13 protein-coding genes are annotated in these 17,807 nt (G+C 53.4%); 4 read left to right on the top strand and 9 right to left on the bottom strand.

What is annotated here, in order from left to right; all coding sequences use genetic code 11:
* Nucleotides 1-57: 57 nt before the first annotated feature.
* The 5 genes from RAHAQ2_RS12755 to RAHAQ2_RS12735 form a co-directional block, all read right to left on the bottom strand.
* Nucleotides 58-1,758, bottom strand: a complete 1,701-nt coding sequence (locus RAHAQ2_RS12755) for a methyl-accepting chemotaxis protein (RefSeq protein WP_015697633.1) — start codon at nucleotides 1,756-1,758, stop codon at nucleotides 58-60.
* Nucleotides 1,759-2,010: 252 nt separating this feature from the next.
* Nucleotides 2,011-2,625 carry a transcriptional regulator RcsA gene (rcsA, locus tag RAHAQ2_RS12750; protein WP_015697632.1) on the bottom strand — a complete coding sequence of 205 codons (615 nt, stop codon included), beginning with the start codon at nucleotides 2,623-2,625 and terminating at the stop codon, nucleotides 2,011-2,013.
* Between the two features lie 389 nt (nucleotides 2,626-3,014).
* Nucleotides 3,015-4,205: a glycoside hydrolase family 88 protein gene (locus tag RAHAQ2_RS12745; protein WP_015697631.1), complete on the bottom strand. Its 1,191-nt coding sequence runs from the start codon at nucleotides 4,203-4,205 to the stop codon at nucleotides 3,015-3,017.
* Complete coding sequence (locus RAHAQ2_RS12740) at nucleotides 4,202-5,491, bottom strand: oligosaccharide MFS transporter (RefSeq protein ID WP_015697630.1); 1,290 nt, start codon at nucleotides 5,489-5,491, stop codon at nucleotides 4,202-4,204. Before RAHAQ2_RS12740 ends, RAHAQ2_RS12745 begins: the two co-directional genes overlap by 4 nt.
* A gap of 28 nt (nucleotides 5,492-5,519) precedes the next feature.
* A complete protein-coding gene (locus RAHAQ2_RS12735; RefSeq protein ID WP_015697629.1) occupies nucleotides 5,520-7,358 on the bottom strand; it encodes a DUF2264 domain-containing protein in 1,839 nt (612 codons plus the stop codon).
* 260 nt (nucleotides 7,359-7,618) lie between these two features.
* Here RAHAQ2_RS12735 and RAHAQ2_RS12730 point away from each other — a divergent pair, with 260 nt between their 5' ends.
* Nucleotides 7,619-8,470, top strand: coding sequence for an AraC family transcriptional regulator (locus tag RAHAQ2_RS12730; RefSeq protein WP_015697628.1), 852 nt, complete (start codon nucleotides 7,619-7,621; stop codon nucleotides 8,468-8,470).
* Here RAHAQ2_RS12730 and RAHAQ2_RS12725 read toward each other — a convergent pair.
* Nucleotides 8,467-9,846 carry a CoA transferase gene (locus tag RAHAQ2_RS12725; RefSeq protein ID WP_015697627.1) on the bottom strand — a complete coding sequence of 460 codons (1,380 nt, stop codon included), beginning with the start codon at nucleotides 9,844-9,846 and terminating at the stop codon, nucleotides 8,467-8,469. The genes RAHAQ2_RS12730 and RAHAQ2_RS12725 overlap by 4 nt on opposite strands.
* A 417-nt stretch (nucleotides 9,847-10,263) precedes the next feature.
* On the opposite strand from RAHAQ2_RS12725, the gene RAHAQ2_RS12720 reads away from it, so the two are divergent.
* Entirely contained in the window at nucleotides 10,264-11,922 is a 1,659-nt protein-coding gene (locus tag RAHAQ2_RS12720) for a glucan biosynthesis protein D (RefSeq protein WP_015697626.1), read from the top strand.
* 284 nt (nucleotides 11,923-12,206) lie between these two features.
* Here the strand turns inward: RAHAQ2_RS12720 and RAHAQ2_RS12715 are convergent, their stop codons facing one another.
* The gene (locus RAHAQ2_RS12715) at nucleotides 12,207-12,389 is read right to left on the bottom strand and encodes a hypothetical protein (protein WP_015697625.1); all 183 of its coding nucleotides are present in this window, start codon (nucleotides 12,387-12,389) and stop codon (nucleotides 12,207-12,209) included.
* A gap of 390 nt (nucleotides 12,390-12,779) precedes the next feature.
* Between RAHAQ2_RS12715 and RAHAQ2_RS12710 the strand changes: the two genes are divergently transcribed.
* Nucleotides 12,780-13,877, top strand: a complete 1,098-nt coding sequence (locus tag RAHAQ2_RS12710) for a glycerol dehydrogenase (RefSeq protein WP_015697624.1) — start codon at nucleotides 12,780-12,782, stop codon at nucleotides 13,875-13,877.
* Between the two features lie 70 nt (nucleotides 13,878-13,947).
* Here the strand turns inward: RAHAQ2_RS12710 and RAHAQ2_RS12705 are convergent, their stop codons facing one another.
* Both RAHAQ2_RS12705 and RAHAQ2_RS12700 read right to left on the bottom strand, forming a co-directional pair.
* A complete protein-coding gene (locus RAHAQ2_RS12705; protein ID WP_015697623.1) occupies nucleotides 13,948-15,234 on the bottom strand; it encodes a DUF445 domain-containing protein in 1,287 nt (428 codons plus the stop codon).
* The gene (locus RAHAQ2_RS12700; RefSeq protein ID WP_015697622.1) at nucleotides 15,234-16,178 is read right to left on the bottom strand and encodes a LysR substrate-binding domain-containing protein; all 945 of its coding nucleotides are present in this window, start codon (nucleotides 16,176-16,178) and stop codon (nucleotides 15,234-15,236) included. The genes RAHAQ2_RS12705 and RAHAQ2_RS12700 overlap by 1 nt, the downstream gene beginning before the upstream one ends.
* Nucleotides 16,179-16,349: 171 nt before the next feature.
* On the opposite strand from RAHAQ2_RS12700, the gene RAHAQ2_RS12695 reads away from it, so the two are divergent.
* Nucleotides 16,350-17,738, top strand: a complete 1,389-nt coding sequence (locus tag RAHAQ2_RS12695; protein WP_015697621.1) for an MFS transporter — start codon at nucleotides 16,350-16,352, stop codon at nucleotides 17,736-17,738.
* Nucleotides 17,739-17,807 lie beyond the last annotated feature (69 nt).

Below are 17,807 nucleotides of genomic sequence, written 5' to 3'. Positions count from 1 at the left end.
ATTTGCCGCCGGTATTTTTTTACTTATTGTCTGCCGGGGATCATGCTGATGTGACTATCAGAACGTTTCCCAGTTCGGCTCATCGTTCACCCCTTTTGACGACCGGGAAGCCGGACCGGGCAGGGCGCGGGAGGATGCCGGGGGCTGTGGCTGTACACTGCGTGTGTTGCCATCCAGACGGAACACCGCCACAGCCTGTGTCAGGCGCGCGGCCTGTTCTTCCAGTGACGCGGCGGCTGCCGATGCTTCCTGCACCAGCGAGGCGTTTTGCTGCGTGACACCATCCATTTCTGATACTGCCTGGCTGACCTGACTGATCCCGCGACTTTGTTCATCCGATGCCGAAGCGATTTCGCCCATGATATCCGTCACATGGCTGACCGCGGTGACAATTTCGGACATCGTGTCACCCGCATCGCCTACCAGAATGCTGCCTTCGCCGACGTAATCGACGGATTCTTCAATCAGCGCTTCGATTTCTTTTGCCGCCTGTGCACTTCGTTGTGCAAGGCTGCGCACTTCGCTGGCCACCACTGCAAATCCGCGCCCCTGTTCACCGGCGCGTGCAGCTTCTACGGCGGCATTGAGCGCCAGAATGTTTGTCTGGAAAGCGATGCTGTTGATCACATTGGTAATTTCAGCGATTTTAGTTGAGCTGCGGGAAATTTTATCCATGGTACTGACAACGTCTGCGACGATATTTCCGCCTTTTTGCGCTTTATTTGAGGCATCGGCAGCCAGTTTGCTGGCGTGATGGGCGTTTTCGGAGTTCTGTTTCACCGTCGCCGTCAGCTGTTCCATGCTGGCAGCCGTTTCTTCCAGTGCCGCCGCCTGTTGTTCGGTACGCGATGATAAATCGGTATTGCCCGAAGCAATTTCTGTCGACCCCTGATAAATAGACACCGCACCTTCACGCACGGTCAGCACCGTTGACGCCAGCGAACGTTGCATCTGGTCAACATTGTTGCTCAGCACGCCGATTTCATTCCGGCCATGCGCTTGTATGGGCTGCGTCAGGTCTCCCCCGGCAATTTTCTGAATGCGCATCACCATCCGGTTCAGCGGATGAATAATCACTTTGCGCATGACCAGGTAAGTGATGAAGGTCAGCACCAGCGCCAGCAGGAACCCGCCGCCCATCAGGGTATAACCGAGCACGGCATTACGCTGCGCTTTATCATTGATAGCGTTAGCGGTTTCGGTGCGATAGGCAATCGCCGCCAGCAGCGGGATATTATTGGCGAGATCCAGACCACGTACCGTTTCCGCTTCCTGAGAAATCACTTCCTCGAAATGTGCCTGTTTGGCCGATTCCAGCATCGGTGCCATGCCTTGGGTCAGATAGGCGTCGTAGGCTTTTTTCAGCGGCTCATCGAGCGCCCGATCTTTATCGGTTTTATTTGGCCGGTTGATATACGTATCAAATGAAGTTTGCGACTGTTTAATACGGCTGGCAGCGTCCTTGAGGTTTTGGTTAAACACATCCTGATCGCCAATACGCGCGGCCGCAGCGGCCTGAATCAGCAACAGACGGGCGGTACGCAGATGGTTTGAACTGTTGGAAAGCGCCAGGCGGATTTGCAGTTCCTGGGTCGCGTTTGCCAGCGCGGCATTACTTTGCTTGAGAAAGAAGCCGGAGGTGCCGATGGAAACTGCAAAAAGGAAAAGGATCCCGGTAAGAATCAGGCTAATCAGGGTAATAAGGCGAATATTGCTGATAAAAGAAGTTCTGGTCGTTAAGTGTGTAGGAGTATCCATTTTATTTTGTTCCGCTCAATTGATCCTGCATACCGCCTGTTCCGGGCGGTCAGTGACAGCGATAAAGGCATTGCCAGCGGGCAAGTCCGGTCGTGACGAAAAAATCGCCATAAGGTGTCATCGGCAATCCGGCGGAGGGATTCAGTTTATATTTGTGGCGGAGATCTCATTTTCAGAGATTAACCCGGATTTCTACAGGCCACGCCCTTGCGCAGCCTGTAGCAGGAAGCCAAACGAGAAGGGCGGGGGAGATTAATTTACGTAGAGGCCGTTGGTAAGCTGATCACATAAACGGACGACGTGATAAATAATATGTTTATTCGGTGATTTTATTTTCCTTTTAATATTTCCCTTATAGGAAGACACCGTTTTGGTTTTAATTTGTAACTTGTCGGATATTTCAAGGGTGCCGTTGCCGGACATCCACATTCTGAGCATCGCTGATTCAGAGCGACTGAGCATCACGGGCCGGGTATCGAGCATTCCGCTGCCGGCGGGATCCTGCGCCTGCGGTAATAACGGATGATTCATTAACTGCTTAAGCGTACCGGCCTTAATGGATTTCGAGGTGATAATGACGTTCTTACGAACAAAAATATACTCTTCGAAATGAATACGTGTACGGGACATAAAAATAAAAAACAGCGTATCAGGATATTCAGTGATCAGTTCCCCCAGACGTTCTTTATTACCTGAATGAGACGATATGCAATCCTCGTTAATAAAAACAAGGGAAGGATCCAGTTTGCTGCAACCCTCCGGAAGTTGCTCAAAATGGCTGATGTAACTGATGTCTTGTTCACTGGCGAGAAATTGTTGCAATCCGAGACGCGTATACCGGCATGGATCCAAGATTATCGTTTGCATAGTAAGTCCTCATAGGACGTCCCTGTTCTGCATAATGATTGGATTCTTTGGTGTCAGCACAAAATGTACAAACTGCGTGCTGACTCTACTTTTTGCATGAAAAATGAATTGTTGGAAGTGATTTATTTACCCCTTAAGGGGCAGGGAGAGTTTTGATAAATTTGGTTTATGTCACAATTTACTGTGTGACTGAACAAAAAAAGGAGTGAATTAAGATTATTCTTAATGGATGTAACGGCATACAAGAAAAGTTAATTGATTTGAATGTTACGGTAACACGCCAGCACACATAACAATATGCGGATAACCCCGCTTATGCTTAAAAACAATTCACGAATGAAAAATGGCAGATAAACCGGACGCAGTGCGTAAACACTGCGTCACAGAGATTACCAGTAGGACTGCCAGCACTGCGTCACGCGAGTCAGGGCTTCGACATAAAAATAGTCGCCCCAGCTGCAACACTCATCAACGCCTTTACCGCTCGCCATGTGATAGACAGAATGCTTAAGCAAACCGTCACAATCTTCCTGCTCACCGGTAAGATAATTCTCAGTCAGTGAATCCATAATACGCAGCGCCATTTCTTCATAGCTTGCGCGTTTATCATCGGTGGCTGGCAGCGCGGTGGCCAGACTCAGCAGGCCGCAGACGGCTATAGCCGCAGCCGAACTGTCACGAACAGCATCGGTACCGAGCAGCGCCAAATCCCAGTGGCAAACATCGTCTTGCGGTAAGCGGTTAAGGAAATAATGTGCCAGACGCCGTGACAGCTCGACCTGGTCTTCGTCGCCGGTATAACGATAGCTGAGCAGAAAACCGTAGATGCCCCAGGCCTGACCGCGTGACCAGCAGGAGTCATCAGCATATCCCTGATGCGTATTGCCAAAACGCGGCTCGCCGGTCACGGTATCCATGTAATATGTGTGATAGGTCGAGGCGTCGGGGCGCACAATGTATTTCGCCGCCTGCTCTGCATGGGCGCGGGCGGCATCGGCGAAGCGCGGTTCACCGGTTTGCTCGCTCGCCCAGTACAACAGGGGCAGGTTCATATTGCAGTCGATAATCATGCGGCCCGCCTGTTCAGGGTCATCCAGGTCGCCCCATGCCTGAATGATTTTTGCCTGGGCATTAAAACGTTCCATCAGCGCTTCAGCCGCCAGCAGCGCAAAACCACGCGCCTGCCGGTTGCCGGTCAGTTTGTACGCGCTGACGCACGAGAGGCTGTAGAGAAAACCGAGGTCATGCGTCGCGGTATCAAGGCGGTTGGCGATACGGTTACCAAACGACGTCACCTGCTTTTCTGCCGCCAGCCGGTAACGGTTATCGCCGGTCATTTCCCACGCCAGCCACAGCTGACCGGTCCAGAAACTGGTGGTCCATTCCACATTCTCTGTCAGCGGGTAATGGCCGTTTTCGCAGGTTTCCGCCGGGAACTTATCGCCGAACTTCTCCAGATTTCGGGAAATTTTGCTCAGCACGGTCTGGCGCGCCCGCTGCATCTTTTGTGCAAAGGCGATCCTGTCCAGCTGATTCAGTTCCACGGGTAATAACGTCTCTTTCGCGATGGTGATAGTCATACCTTCTCCCTTTCCATTCCAATAGTTTCAACTTCAGCCTGTACCGCAGGCACGGGGGTGCCTGATCGCAGGCTGTGACAGGCGGATAGTGTGAAGGCGGAAATCAGCGTAAAGCACAGTGCGATACCGCCCATAATCAGATACGTGTGTTCAAAACCGATGCGGTCGTAGAAGTAACCTGCAGGGGGCGCGACAACAATCGAGCCGACATAAATCATGGCCTGATAGCCCAGCAGATACATGGTGGCATTGACGCGTTTGCTGAAATGCTCGGCGATGTATTTGAACACCGACACCAGCAGCAGCGCGATTTCCAGCCCGTAGAACGGTTTGATAATCGAAATCAGCAGCGGATCATTGGTCAGCCCGGAAGCAATCAGGCGCAATCCCACCAGCGCGCCGACCAGCAGCAGGCTTTTCTTGGCACCGAAATAATTCACCAGGAAAGGGATCACCATCATCATCAGGAATTCGAGGCCGGACTGTACGGTGCTCAGATAACCGTACCAGGCGTTGCCTTGCTCTTTGGTGTCAAAGAAGGTGACGAAATAGCGTGAGAATTGCTGTTCGGCGACAAACATCATCCACGCAACACCGGCGACATAGAGCGAGAACATCCAGAACTTGCGGTTTTTGAGCAGCAAAATCACATCGCTGAACACGATCTTTTGCTGTGAAATCACGTCATTATTTTTAAGTTCTTCATCGCCGATTTTCAACGACAGCAACACCGCCAGCATAACCAGCGAGGTGGCGCTGCTCAGCCCGAAGTTCCAGGCCGGGGAGAGATTAAACAGCACGCCGGAAAAAGACGCGGCCAGCGCCCAGCCGAGTGATCCCCACATGCGGACCTGCCCGAACTCCATGTGATACAGGCGGCTGAAGCGGTCAGCATAAGATTCGGAGGCTGCGACACCGGCGTACCAGCCGAGGCTCAGATACAGCGCACCGACGATAATCCCGAGCATCAGATGGCTGTCCAGCAGGGGCTGATAAACGAAAATAAAGAACGGTGCCATCAGGGCGGAAACCAGCACGACAAAGTACAGCAGAGATTTGCTCATGCCGATTTTGTCCATGATATAGCCATACACCGGCTTCATGATCACCGCGAACACACCGTTAACGGCAAACACCGTGCCGATACTGACACTGTCGAGCCCGGCTTTTTGCCCCAGCCACAAGGCATATAGCCCGAAGCTTGAAGACCAGGTGAAGAAATACAGGAATATAAAGCTGCTCATTTTGTAGTAAGCCGTTTTACTGGCTGTTTTTATGGCTTTCATAGTGACTCCTGAAAACGGGTATTGGCGTTTAAGCCAAAATGATTTGTCCGTTATGACCCGGATATTGCCAGCGCAGCAACTGCCCCTCACGGGAAACTTCCGGTAGCGTGATGTCGCGGATATCCGTGCTGGCCGAGGCGCAAACGGCGGTGATCAGCCAGTGAGAACCCGCAGGCAGGGCATTTTTCAGCACCGGAATGGCGGCGGTTTCGGCGAACATAATGCTGCTGTTGGGCGGCGTGACAACGGTGGAGGCTTCGCGCGACGAGCCGTCTTCAAGCGCGACAATCCGGCTGATGCCGTTGCGCGCCGTGACCGTGACCGCACGTTTTTCTGCCAACTGCTGCGTTTGTGTTGAAGGCTCCTGCATTACCGCAAAACCGCCTTCCGCTGTCTCCAGCGGACGCTGATTTTCGATGTGATGAACCCGCAGATGCCAGTCGCCGCAGGGAATAAGCCAGGTACGCACCGATACGTCGCGCCATGGCAGCCAGCGGGAATAAATCATTTCGCCGGTGATGCGGGTATCGGCACAGTCCCGGCGTCCGCGGTAATAGCCGTCGCCTTCAGAGAGCATCAGCATCGAATCGCAACCGGCATGATTGAGCCCGTACCGGCCGCGATCTAACGTGAACCCGAACTGGCTGGAATAGGCGAATTTGGTGTATTTGGCTTCGGTATTGACAAAATTATTCAGCTCAAGCTGGCCGGAGGTGAGCATCACGACATGCTGGCCTTCGGCGTCGCGGGTCAGAATCTGGCTGGCGTGAGGAATGCAGTGAGTATCGGACAATGTCGGAAGCGGGGCTTCTTCTGCCTGCCAGAAGGCATCGTCCGGCGGCAATGCCAGCACCAGGAACAGTTTGCATGCCCAGTAAGGTGAACCCGGCGCGTTATAGTCTTCAGCCATCACCAGATTCGGCGTGTGATAACCAATACTCAGCACGCCGTCGCGGTCGAAAATCGGCTCTTTCAGCCAGTGGCGCAGATGACGTAAAATCAGCCCCTTGATGATGCCCGGGGTGAACACATCCAGTTTGCTGTACGCCGCCGCACTCCAGAACGCTGCTTCGGCAAAACGATAGGCCAGGCTGCGTCCGAAAGGCACCGCCGCGCCGCCCGCAGAAAACATCGTAATGAAATCCTGTGCGAAACATTGTGCCCGTTCACGCAGCATGACCGCACGCGGTGCATCCACATCCGCCATATTCTGTGCGTACAGCAACCCGTAATAATGAAACGCCATCGAAATGTAGTAATCACGCGGTCTGCCGGGGCCGTCGGAATACCAGCCATCGCCGAGATAATAATCTTCCATCAGCGCAAAGCGCGCTGCGACGGCGTCGCTGTCCCAGGGCAATCCGGACACTTTAAAGCCCATCTGCACCATGACCGGAAAGAAATTCCAGTTATTATTCGGGATGATGGCGTCTCGTCCCTGGTTCAGCCAGTCCGCCAGATTTTGCTGTTCCTGCGCGCTGAAATGCTGCAACAGTTGCTTATTCAGCAGCGTCAGCCCGACACCAAACGCCGCCATTTCCACACAGCGCTGATCGAAATCACGGATTTTCCCCCAGTATTGCGGATGCTGCGGATCCGTGCCGAAACGAATGGCATTCAGATAAAAAGGCAAATTTTCACATTCACCGCCACCGGCCAGCAGCGGGAAAATTCCCCACAGCATGCGTGACAGTGCTTCCATTTTGGCAATCTCTTTGCCGTAATGGGTGGTGGAATTCCCGAGACTGATGCCGCTTTTGCCTTCTTCTGTATAAGGTGACACCGCCGCAAGCAACTCTTTCAGCAGATGCTGCACCTCATCGCGGGTCTGCAACGGATTATTGATGTTCACTTTTTTCAGCGTCATAAAAACTCTCCCGGTGACATGAGGGAAGCAGAAAATAAGGGTTTATTAATTTGAAATATTATTTCAATTCTCTGTGCTGCGAGTGAAATATAGAGAACTGAGAAACACTGATTGTTACGTGCTTCACAGAATGGCGTGATTTTTGAAATTGTGATTATTAAACCGCGACTAAAACGGCTTAAATTATAAAAAGCTGACTGAAAATTGTGTTTTGTTGTCCTTGCCGTCAATGGCGTAAAAATGAACTGAGGGAAACTGGAATGCCGGTATCTGATTATCTGGAACGCATTGCCCTTAATGAACGTCAGGTTTCTTTTAACCGGATGAACCGCGGAAGTGCTAATTATTTCCACTGGCATCAGTGTCTGGAATTACTTTTCGTCAGTCAGGGTTACGGCATTGTCATCGTGGACAATCAGCAATACACGCTGCGCCCCGGGCGGCTATTTGTCTTTCCGCCTTTTAAACTGCACAAAGTATTTGTCGAGGCCGGTGAAAAGAACCTGTATTTGCGTACCACCATCCATCTGGATCACCAGTTGCTGGATGGCTGCCTGCAATCATTTCCGCAACGCCGGGCGCGGTTCGCCAGCTTGTGGAATGCCGACCGTGCCGCACACATTTATGATCTCAGCGAATACGCCAGTCATATCGAAGTCATTCTCGAACAGTTCAATCAGTTATCCGAAGCGCAGGCCGATCAGTGGGAAGAAATCACCCTGCTGATTTTGCAACTGATGGCATTTATGCCTGCAGAAGACGCATTGCCTAAAACCGTCAGCCGGACCACTGCCTCTAAAGTGATGCAGTGGATTGAAGAAAATTATGTGCAGAAGTTTTCTCTGGCGGAACTCTCGGCGGCCATCGGGCTGTCAGAAAGTTATATCTCGCGGGTTTTCAGGCAGGAAACCGGTGGTTCAATTCAGGATTACCTCGCCACGCGGCGGGTTAAACGGGCATGTGAGTTACTGCGCTCCACCGACCGTTCGGTTGAAGAGATCGGACTGCAATGCGGATTTACTGACGCGCCGTATTTCATTACCCGTTTTAAAAAGATGATCGGTAAAACGCCGTTGCAGTATCGCAAGGCGGCGTTTTCTCTGACGATTTAACGCCAGATAGCGGGTGCGGAACCGAGCGGTGAAGCAGGGAATTCCCACACCAGCCGGGAATTCTCCAGCCAGACCGGAGGCCGTAAACGCCAGCCGGTTCCCCAGACCGTGTGTTCCGGTTCCACAGAATAATCGGCCTGTCCGGTGGAACCGATCGGCGGTTCGTTGTCCGCTTGCGGGTTATTTTCCATCAGCTCGCGGGCCGTGCGCGCCAGCGACAACCGCGTTTCGCTGCCCTGACCGGTTTCCACGCGCTGCGCCAGCCCCTGAAGCACGGCTGCCGCCATCAGATAACCGGTGGCGTGATCCAGCGCCTGAACCGGCAACGGGACGGGTTTCTGGCTGCCTGACTTCTGCATTCCCTGTTCGGCAATCCCGCAGCTCATTTGCACCAGACTGTCGAACCCGCGCCGTTCGCGCCACGGCCCGTTCCAGCCATAGGCATTCAGGCACACATCCACCAGCCCCGGCGCAATCGTACGACGTTGCTCACTGCCGTACCCCAGTTTGTGCAGCGCGCCAGCGCGATAACCATGAACGATCACATCCGCGTCCCGCAGCAATTCTTCGAAACGGTGCCTGTCCTGCGGGTTATGCAGGTTCAGCCGTGTGCAGTGTTTACCTGGCGTGACATCTGCTTCCTGACTGGGCTCATCCCAGCCGAAAGGATCGATACGTAACACATCCGCACCGAGCCCTGCGAGAAAACGCGTTGCCACCGGTCCGGCGATAATCCGCGTCAGATCGAGTACTTTCACACCTGCCAGCGGGCGTTGCGGGGATAATTCCCATTGTGGCGGTGCCGCTTTTACGGATAACGAATGCTGAAAAAGGGGTTCCGCGATCAGCGATTTTCCCTGGACATGCTGTTGCCATTCTTGCGGGCTGAGCATCTGTGCGGCACATCCACCCGCCTGTACCAAGGCTTGTTCCAGTTCTGCTTTTTTCCACATCAACACCCGCAACGCCAGCGCCTCCCGGTTCTCCGCTTTGCCGAGCAGCGTTTCGACGGCTTTGCGATGCACGGGGGCATTGGTATGCAAACGGATCCAGCCGTCCGCCGTAGCATAATCACCGGCCAGACTGTCCCACGCTGGCGGTATATCCCAGCCGTCAGGCCGGATACTGGTCTTACACCACAACGAGGCCAGACGGCGATCCACGGTCACCGTATCGTGTTTGCCGTTTCTTAACGCAAGCAGTTGCGAAACCGTGATACCCGCCAGCGCGACAGAGGCGGCAACCAGCGGGGTTACCGGATAATAAGACGCAAGATTGCCCGTACCGCTGACATGCAGCGTGCAGGGGAGTGAAATTTTGCCCGTTAACTGCGCGTACAGCTCACGCGTTTTCACCTGAATCTGTTCATCGGACATGCTGAAACCTCAATGCAGTAAACAAAAACATCACAAAACAATAAGAATTCAGCATAGCAGGACGGGCAAAAGACGTGCTAACCGACCCGAATAACACGCTGAGCGATGAGTGATAGTCACCTTCCGGTAACAGAATGCTCCTAAAGTCACCCGGCGGTTACGCACCTCAACAGGGCAGGAATTACGGCTAAAACCGGCGTTTCTGAAAACCGGCTCATCCCCTGTCATACGGGGGATGAGCACTGTCATAAGCGCTAACTTTTTCAAGCGAAATATTAGCTGAATGCATTCAATTTCTTGTACTCGGCTTGTGAATTTTACGTTAGCCTTAGGGTCGAAAATTCTGAATACGCGGGGACTGCGTTTTTGTGACGAAGCCCCCAGATTTTTTTGCCCAGTACAGGAAACGATTCTGGCATGGAACGAAGAGCATTTATTAAAGCATCTATGGCATTCGCCGCCTGGTGTGGTGTGCCGGCTATGTCCACACTGTTCACCCGTTCCGCTGAGGCGGCAGAGGCGAATGTGGCAGACGGCGGCGAATTGCCATTTGATTTCAACGCGCTGAAGAAGATGGCGAAAGATTTAGCGGATAAGCCGTATGGTGGCGCGCCGCAGCCTTTGCCGAAGACGCTGGCTGAACTCACGCCGCAGGCCTACAACGCGATTCAGTATGATCACGCACATTCGCTGTGGAATGGTCTGCCTGACCGGCAGCTTGATGTGGAGTTGTTCCACGTCGGCATGGGCTTCAAACGCCGCGTGCGCATGTATTCCGTGGACCCGGTGAAACATGTGGCGCGCGAAATCCATTTCCGCCCTGAATTGTTCAATTATCACGACGCAGGTGTTGATACCAAACAGCTTGAAGGTTTCTCAAATCTTGGTTTCGCCGGTTTTAAAGTCAATAAAGCCCCTGAGCTGACGCGCCGTGACGTGGTTTCTTTCCTCGGGGCCAGCTATTTCCGTGCGGTGGATGACACCTACCAGTATGGCCTGTCAGCGCGTGGCGTGGCAGTCGATACCTTTACCGATCAGCCGGAAGAATTCCCTGATTTCACCGCGTTCTGGTTTGATACGCCAAAACCGGGCGACACCACGTTTACGGTTTACGCTTTGCTGGACGGCATGAGCATTACCGGCGCGTATAAATTTGTCATCCACTGCGAACCGACCCGCGTGGTGATGGAAATTGAAAACCATCTGCATGCCCGGGAAGATATCAAACAACTGGGCATCTCTCCGATGACCAGTATGTTCAGTTGCGGCACCAGTGAACGGGGTCGTTGCGACACCATCCACCCGCAAATCCACGACTCTGACCGCCTGGAAATGTGGACCGGCAGCGGCGAATGGATTTGTCGCCCGCTGAACAATCCGCAGCGATTGCAGTTCAACGCCTTCAGCGACAACAGCCCGAAAGGGTTTGGTCTGTTACAGCTCGACCATGACTTTGACAACTATCAGGACGTGATTGGCTGGTACAACAAGCGTCCGAGCCTGTGGGTGGAACCGGTCGGAGACTGGGGGAAGGGTGCCGTCAATCTGATGGAGATCCCCACCACCGGCGAAACGCTGGATAACGTGGTGTGCTTCTGGCAGCCTGAAAATCCGGTGAAATCCGGTGCTGAATTTAATTTCAGCTACAAACTGTACTGGAGTTCTGAACCTCCTCACCGCAGCCCGCTGGCGAACGTACTGGCGACCCGTACCGGTATGGGCGGCTTCCCGGAAGGCTGGGCACCGGGTGAGAACTATCCGCAAGTCTGGGCGCGCCGTTTCGCTATCGATTTCATTGGCGGTGAGCTGAAAGCTTTTGCGGATAAAGGCATCGAGCCGGTGATTAACGTCTCGGCGGGTAAAATCAAAAATATCGAAATTCTGTATGTGCAGCCGTTCGACGGTTACCGCATCCTGTTCGACTGGTATCCGGACAGTGATTCAGTCGCACCGGTCGAGCTGCGTATGTTCCTGCGCAACGGCCAGACTGCGCTGTCTGAAACCTGGCTGTATCAGTATTTCCCGCCAGCGCCGGATAAACGCAAGTACATTGATGACCGTCAGATGACGAAGTAGTCCCCGTCATCCTTCAAACCGCAGGTGCGTTGGCTGCATTCGCTCACCCGAATCACTGACTTTAGTCAGCGCATCGGGATTCGTTCGTTTGCCGCCTTCCTGCAACTTGAATGATTTAGGGGAGTTGTCATTAATAAATACAAAAAGCCCCGAATATTTCGGGGCTTTTGCTTTTTTTCTATTTTATTTTTGCAGATGAACCTAATGCAGGAACGTGCAAAATACTTCAACGGGTAAAGCAAGGGTAACGCACGGCACTCAACTGATGAAGACCAAGATGGCAATCAAAACGCCTTCACCAGCATTCCGTTCTGTGGCTGCTGCTGAGGATTTCTCAGCGCCGTGTCGAAAGATTTCTCGACCTCTTTCAACTGTTGTAAAAACTCATTCGGCGAAAAGTCGTGTGGTTTGCTGCTCATATAGGCAAGCGCCAGTTCTTTGGCGTTATAGCGCTGAAAATTGTACATGCTGTCCCTTATTAATCTCAGAAATATTAATGGAATGGCTAACAGCGAGCTGGCTAATGACCACTGCTTACGACGTGCTGCCAATGGGATGAATTCTACGGGTTTTCCTGATAAGCGAAAGACGCTTTTATTGATGCATTCAATAGCTAAAAGCTAACAGTCGGCACAGGTTCTATGAGTAATGAATTATGCGGATTTTAATAATCATTAAGGGGTATCAGATCATTCAAAAATAATTTCCCTCATTATTTTAATTATCCGCACACTTTGAAAAATTCTTTGTGAGTCATGCTGTTAAAGTGAATTAAATGGGTTGGGCTTCCCGGTGTGCTGCGATACGCTCAGGTCCGTTATTCACTTTCACATTATCAATGAAAAGAGGTTTTTATCATGAGTAAATTTATCTTTTCTTCGCCAGGAAAATACGTTCAGGGCAGTGGTGTGCTGGATGAATTAGGAGATTATCTGCCGGATCTGGGCGGGAAATCATTCCTGATTGCTGATGACGTTGTTTGGGGAATTATCGGTGACCGCGTGCAGAAGTCATTGAAAAAAGCCAACGTTGCATTTCACTATGAACGCTTTAACGGTGAAGCCTCTGCCAGCGAAATTACCCGTCTGGCCGGGATTGCCCGCAAGGCGGGGACCCAGGTCGTGGTCGGCCTCGGTGGCGGTAAAACGCTTGATACCGTGAAAGCGATTGCTGATGAACTGAAACAAAACGTGGTGATTGTGCCGACCGTGGCCTCTACCGATGCGCCATGCAGCGCGCTTTCCGTTATCTATTCAGATGAAGGCGTTTTCGAATCTTACCGTTTCTACAATAAAAACCCGGATCTGGTACTGGTAGATACCCATGTGTGCGCTCAGGCGCCGGTACGCCTGTTTGCTTCGGGTATCGCCGACGGTCTGGCGACGTTTGTTGAGGCGCAGGCTGTGCTGCGTTCACACTCTCGCTCAATGGTGGGTGGGGATCCGACGATTGCCGGTATGGCGATAGCTGAGGCCTGCGAGAAAACGCTGCTGACTTACGGCTACAGTGCGTATACCTCGGTTGAGCAGAAACTGGTGACGCCAGCCGTAGAAGCGGTGGTGGAAGCTAACACGCTGCTTTCCGGCCTGGGTTTTGAGAATGCCGGTCTGGCGGGCGCGCATGCCATCCATAACGGTTTCACCGCGATTTCAGGTGACATTCACCATCTGACCCACGGCGAAAAAGTGGCCTACGGTACGCTGACACAGATGGTGCTGGAACAGCGCCCGGACGAAGAAATCGCGAAATACGTCCGTTTCTACCGTGCCATTAAAATACCCACCACGCTGAAAGAAATGCATCTGGAAAACGAATCTTTTGCCAGTCTGGTGAAAATCGGTGCGCTGGCAGGCGGCGAGGGCGATACGCTGGGTAACCTGAACCACAATCTTTCTGCCGAAGACGTGGCGAACGCCATTCTGGCGGTGGATGCATTCAGTAAAACGGTGAAGTAATTGCTGGCGGGTGCCTCCCCTGCGAAGGGGAGGCCGGAAGGGGGCTAACGCTAAGGTAGTTTTGCGGGTGTTAAATCCGTGCCATCAGCCACGGGATCGCCACCGGCAGTTGCGACAGCAGATACAGCATCAGCCCGATAAAGGCGCCGACCAGCGTGCCGTTGATGCGGATAAACTGCAAATCCTTACCGATATTCAGTTCTATTTGCCGCGACATATCGCGCGCGTCCCAGCCTTTCACTGTGTCGCTGATATGGCGTGTCAGGAATTGCGCGAACTCCGGCGCGACTTTCTCTGCAATACTTTCCATCTGCTGATTCAGCGAGAGGCGCAGCTTTTCGTCCTGCGCCAGTGCATTACCCAGCCATTGTCCGGATTCGGTGACTTTGGCGAATACCCGTGAATCCTCGCTTTCTAAATCTTCTTTCAGCCAGTTGCGCATGTCACTCCACAGTTGCAAAACATACGTATTCAGCTTCTCGTCATCTTTCAGATATTGCTTGATCTCTTCCGCTTTCTGCGCGGTCGCCGGGTCATTTTGCAACTTCCAGATAAAGCGCTGAACGGACTGATCAAAGCCTTTGCGGAAGGCATGAGTTTTGTCGTTGCCCATATCATCGAGCACGGAATTTACCGCATTGGACACCATATCCGCGCCGTTGCGCCCCAGCCAGCCGGTGGGCAGCAATTTGGCGGTCAGCGGATGTTCACGTTTCATCCAGCCGACAATCTGCGCGGAGATAAACTGCCGCGTGCTGTCTTTAGCCAGCAGAATTTCCAGCTGATCCATCGCCTGATCCAGCAGTTCCTGATGGCGGCCGTTTTTGGTCAGGCTTTCCAGCAAGGTGGCAACCGACGCTGACAGGTCAATTTTGTCGATCACGCGGTACAGCGCGCGGCGGATAAGCTGCGCGATTCGCTGATCGTCCGTGACATCGAGAAATCCGCGGATCATCTTCACGGCATATTTCGCAAACCGCTGCGCGTTGTCGGGCGCATTCAGCCAGTCTGTCAGCATCCGCGCCGGGTCATGCTGGCGGATCAGTGTGATAAGCGTGGCGGGCGCGAGGAATTTCTCCTGCACGAACACCGCCAGGTTATCGGCAATTTTGTCTTTGTTTTTAGGGATGATCGCCGTATGCGAGGCGACAAACGGCACCGGCACGCGGCGAAACAGTGCCACGACGGCAAACCAGTCAGCCATTGCCCCGACCATCGCGGCCTCGGAAATGGCTTTCAGCCCGGACACCCAGAAGTTGGGCGGCAGGAAAAGGGTGATGACAAACAGGGCGGCGGCAACCAGCAGCAACCCCAGCGCGTTACGTTTACTTCGGCGAAGTTCTTGTTCTTTATCCATTACCTCAGTTTAGGAAGGGGGCGGCGGGCTGTCAGCTTTTTTCTTGTGATTGCGCCACTCGCGGTGCAGTGCGTGATAACCAGTTGCCGGAACGCCGCCATCGCGGGGGTTTCTCCGTCCTGACGCCACGCCATATGGATTTCAGCAACGGCGTCGGGGTGGCTGAGCGGGCGGAATTCAACGTCGGGAAAGCCCAGCTGGCGGGCGCTTTCCGGCACAATCGCCAGCCCGACACCGGCGCGCACCAGTCCGAGAATGGTGTGAGTCTGGCTGCAATGCTGTACGTAATGCGGCACGATGCTGGCCTGGGCAAACAGCCCGGCGATACAGTCGTAAAAATATTTGCCTTCGCTGGCGGAATACATGATGAAAGGCTGTCCGGCAAAGTCGCGCAGACGGATGCGCGGTCTGGCAGTCAGCGCGGATGACGCAGGCAGCGCAACGCACAAAGGCTCACGCAGCACGCAGTGATAGGCCAGCGGAAATAACGCGACTGGCTGGCGCACAAAACCGATATCCAGTGTGCGCGCCGCCAGTGCCTGAAGCTGTGCCGACGACACCATTTCCTTCATTACCAGCGTGATTTCCGGTAATTCCTGCGCCGCCAGCGCAATAATCTGCGGAATTTGCCAGTAGCCGCTGACCGCCGTGAACCCCAACATCAGCCGGCCAATTTCGCCTTTCTCAACCCGTTTTACTGTCTCCTGCGCCTGGCCGGTAAATTCGAGGATCAGTTTTGCATCGCGCAAAAATGTCTTGCCGGAGGCCGTCAGACTGACGTGCCGGTTGGTCCGTTCGAGCAAACGCGCGCCCAGCGCATGCTCAAGCAACTGGATCTGACGGCTCAGCGGCGGCTGCGTCATGAACAATCTTTTTGCCGCCCGGCCGAAATGTAATTCCTCCGCGACCGCCACAAAACAGCGCAACTGGTTTAATTCAATCATTCAATTTTTGACTTGTTCCATTGTCTTTTTAACTTAGACCGTATCGTCAAATGTTTCTACTCTGTTAATTAATTTGGATTTTTTAGATCTAAATGGCGTGACCGAAACGCCAAAAACTGTGCATCCGGTCACAAAAAGCAGGGAATGCAATCATAAGTCTGGAGAGAAAACATGACGTCCCCTACAGATGTGTCAGATAACGCAAAGCCGGTCATCCGTGAGTCAGCGGCTGAAGCGGCAAAACCGGGTCATTTCCGTTACGTGGTTCTCGGGATGATTTTTGCCATCACGGTAATTAACTACGCCGACCGCGCCACGCTGTCGATTGCCGGAACTGAAGTCTCACGGGTGCTGAATCTGGATCCGGTGATGCTGGGCATGGTGTTTTCGGCGTTTGCCTGGGCGTATATGATCGGACAAATTCCCGGCGGCTGGCTGCTGGATAAATTCGGCGCGCGGCGGGTTTACGGGTGCAGTCTGGTGCTGTGGTCAGTTTTCACCATGCTACAGGGCACCGTCGGATGGTTTGGTGTCAGCGGTATTTCGGCGGCAATCATGCTGTTTTTCCTGCGCTTTATGCTCGGGCTGGTGGAGTCTCCGGCGTTTCCCGCCAATGCGCGCATCGTCGCCTGCTGGTTCCCGACCAACGAACGCGGCACGGCGACCTCACTGTTTAACTCGGCGCAATACATGGCGATTGGTGTGTTTACGCCGATCATGGCGTGGCTTACTCACGCGCTCGGCTGGGAACATGTTTTCCTGTGGATGGGCGGCGTCGGGCTGATTGCCGGGATCCTGTGGTTTGCTTTCTATAAAGAGCCACACAGCAGCCCGCACATTAAACCTGCCGAACTCGAGCACATTCGCGCCAACGGTGCGCTGGTCGATCTGGAGCTGAACCGCCGCGCATCACGCCAGAAATTTACCCTGCGCGAAGTGATGCAACTGTTCCAGAGCCGCACGTTGTGGGGCATTTATATCGGCCAGTACTGCATTACCTCGATGAGCTACTTCTTTATGACCTGGTTCCCGATTTACCTGATCAAAGGGCGGGGGATGACGGTCATGGAAGCCGGATGGGTGGTGGCGTTACCGGCCATCTGCGGTTTTACCGGCGGTGTGCTCGGTGGCGTGATGTCTGATTACATGATCCGCCGCGGCGTCAGTCCGTCGAAGGCGCGTAAAACGCCATTTGTGCTCGGCATGTTCTTCGCGGCGATGCTGGCGATGGCGAATTTTGTCTCAACCGATGCGGCGGTGATTGCGCTGATGACGCTGGCATTCTTCGGCAAAGGCTTATCGGCCATTGGCTGGGCCGTGATGTCAGATACTGCACCGGAGAAAATGATCGGCCTGAGCGGCGGGGTGTTTAACTGCCTGGGTAACGTCGCCGGGATTATTACGCCTGTGGTGATCGGTTATATCGTGGCGGCAACCGGCTCCTTTAACCTCGCGCTGTGGTTTGTCGGCGCGCACGGTTTGCTTGGCATGTTTGGGTATCTGGTGGTCGCTGGCAAGTTCGAGCGCATGGTGATCCGCCCGGATACGCGGGTAAAATGAGAATTGTTCTTGATATGACAATGCGTGTCATTAAACTGCGTGCAGCATCATTTTCCTGCATTCAGAATG

The organism is Rahnella aquatilis CIP 78.65 = ATCC 33071 (genome assembly GCF_000241955.1).
In the GTDB taxonomy this organism is placed as follows: domain Bacteria; phylum Pseudomonadota; class Gammaproteobacteria; order Enterobacterales; family Enterobacteriaceae; genus Rahnella; species Rahnella aquatilis.
Note: the sequence above shows the minus strand (reverse complement) of the source record. Positions and strands in the feature narration are given on the sequence as shown.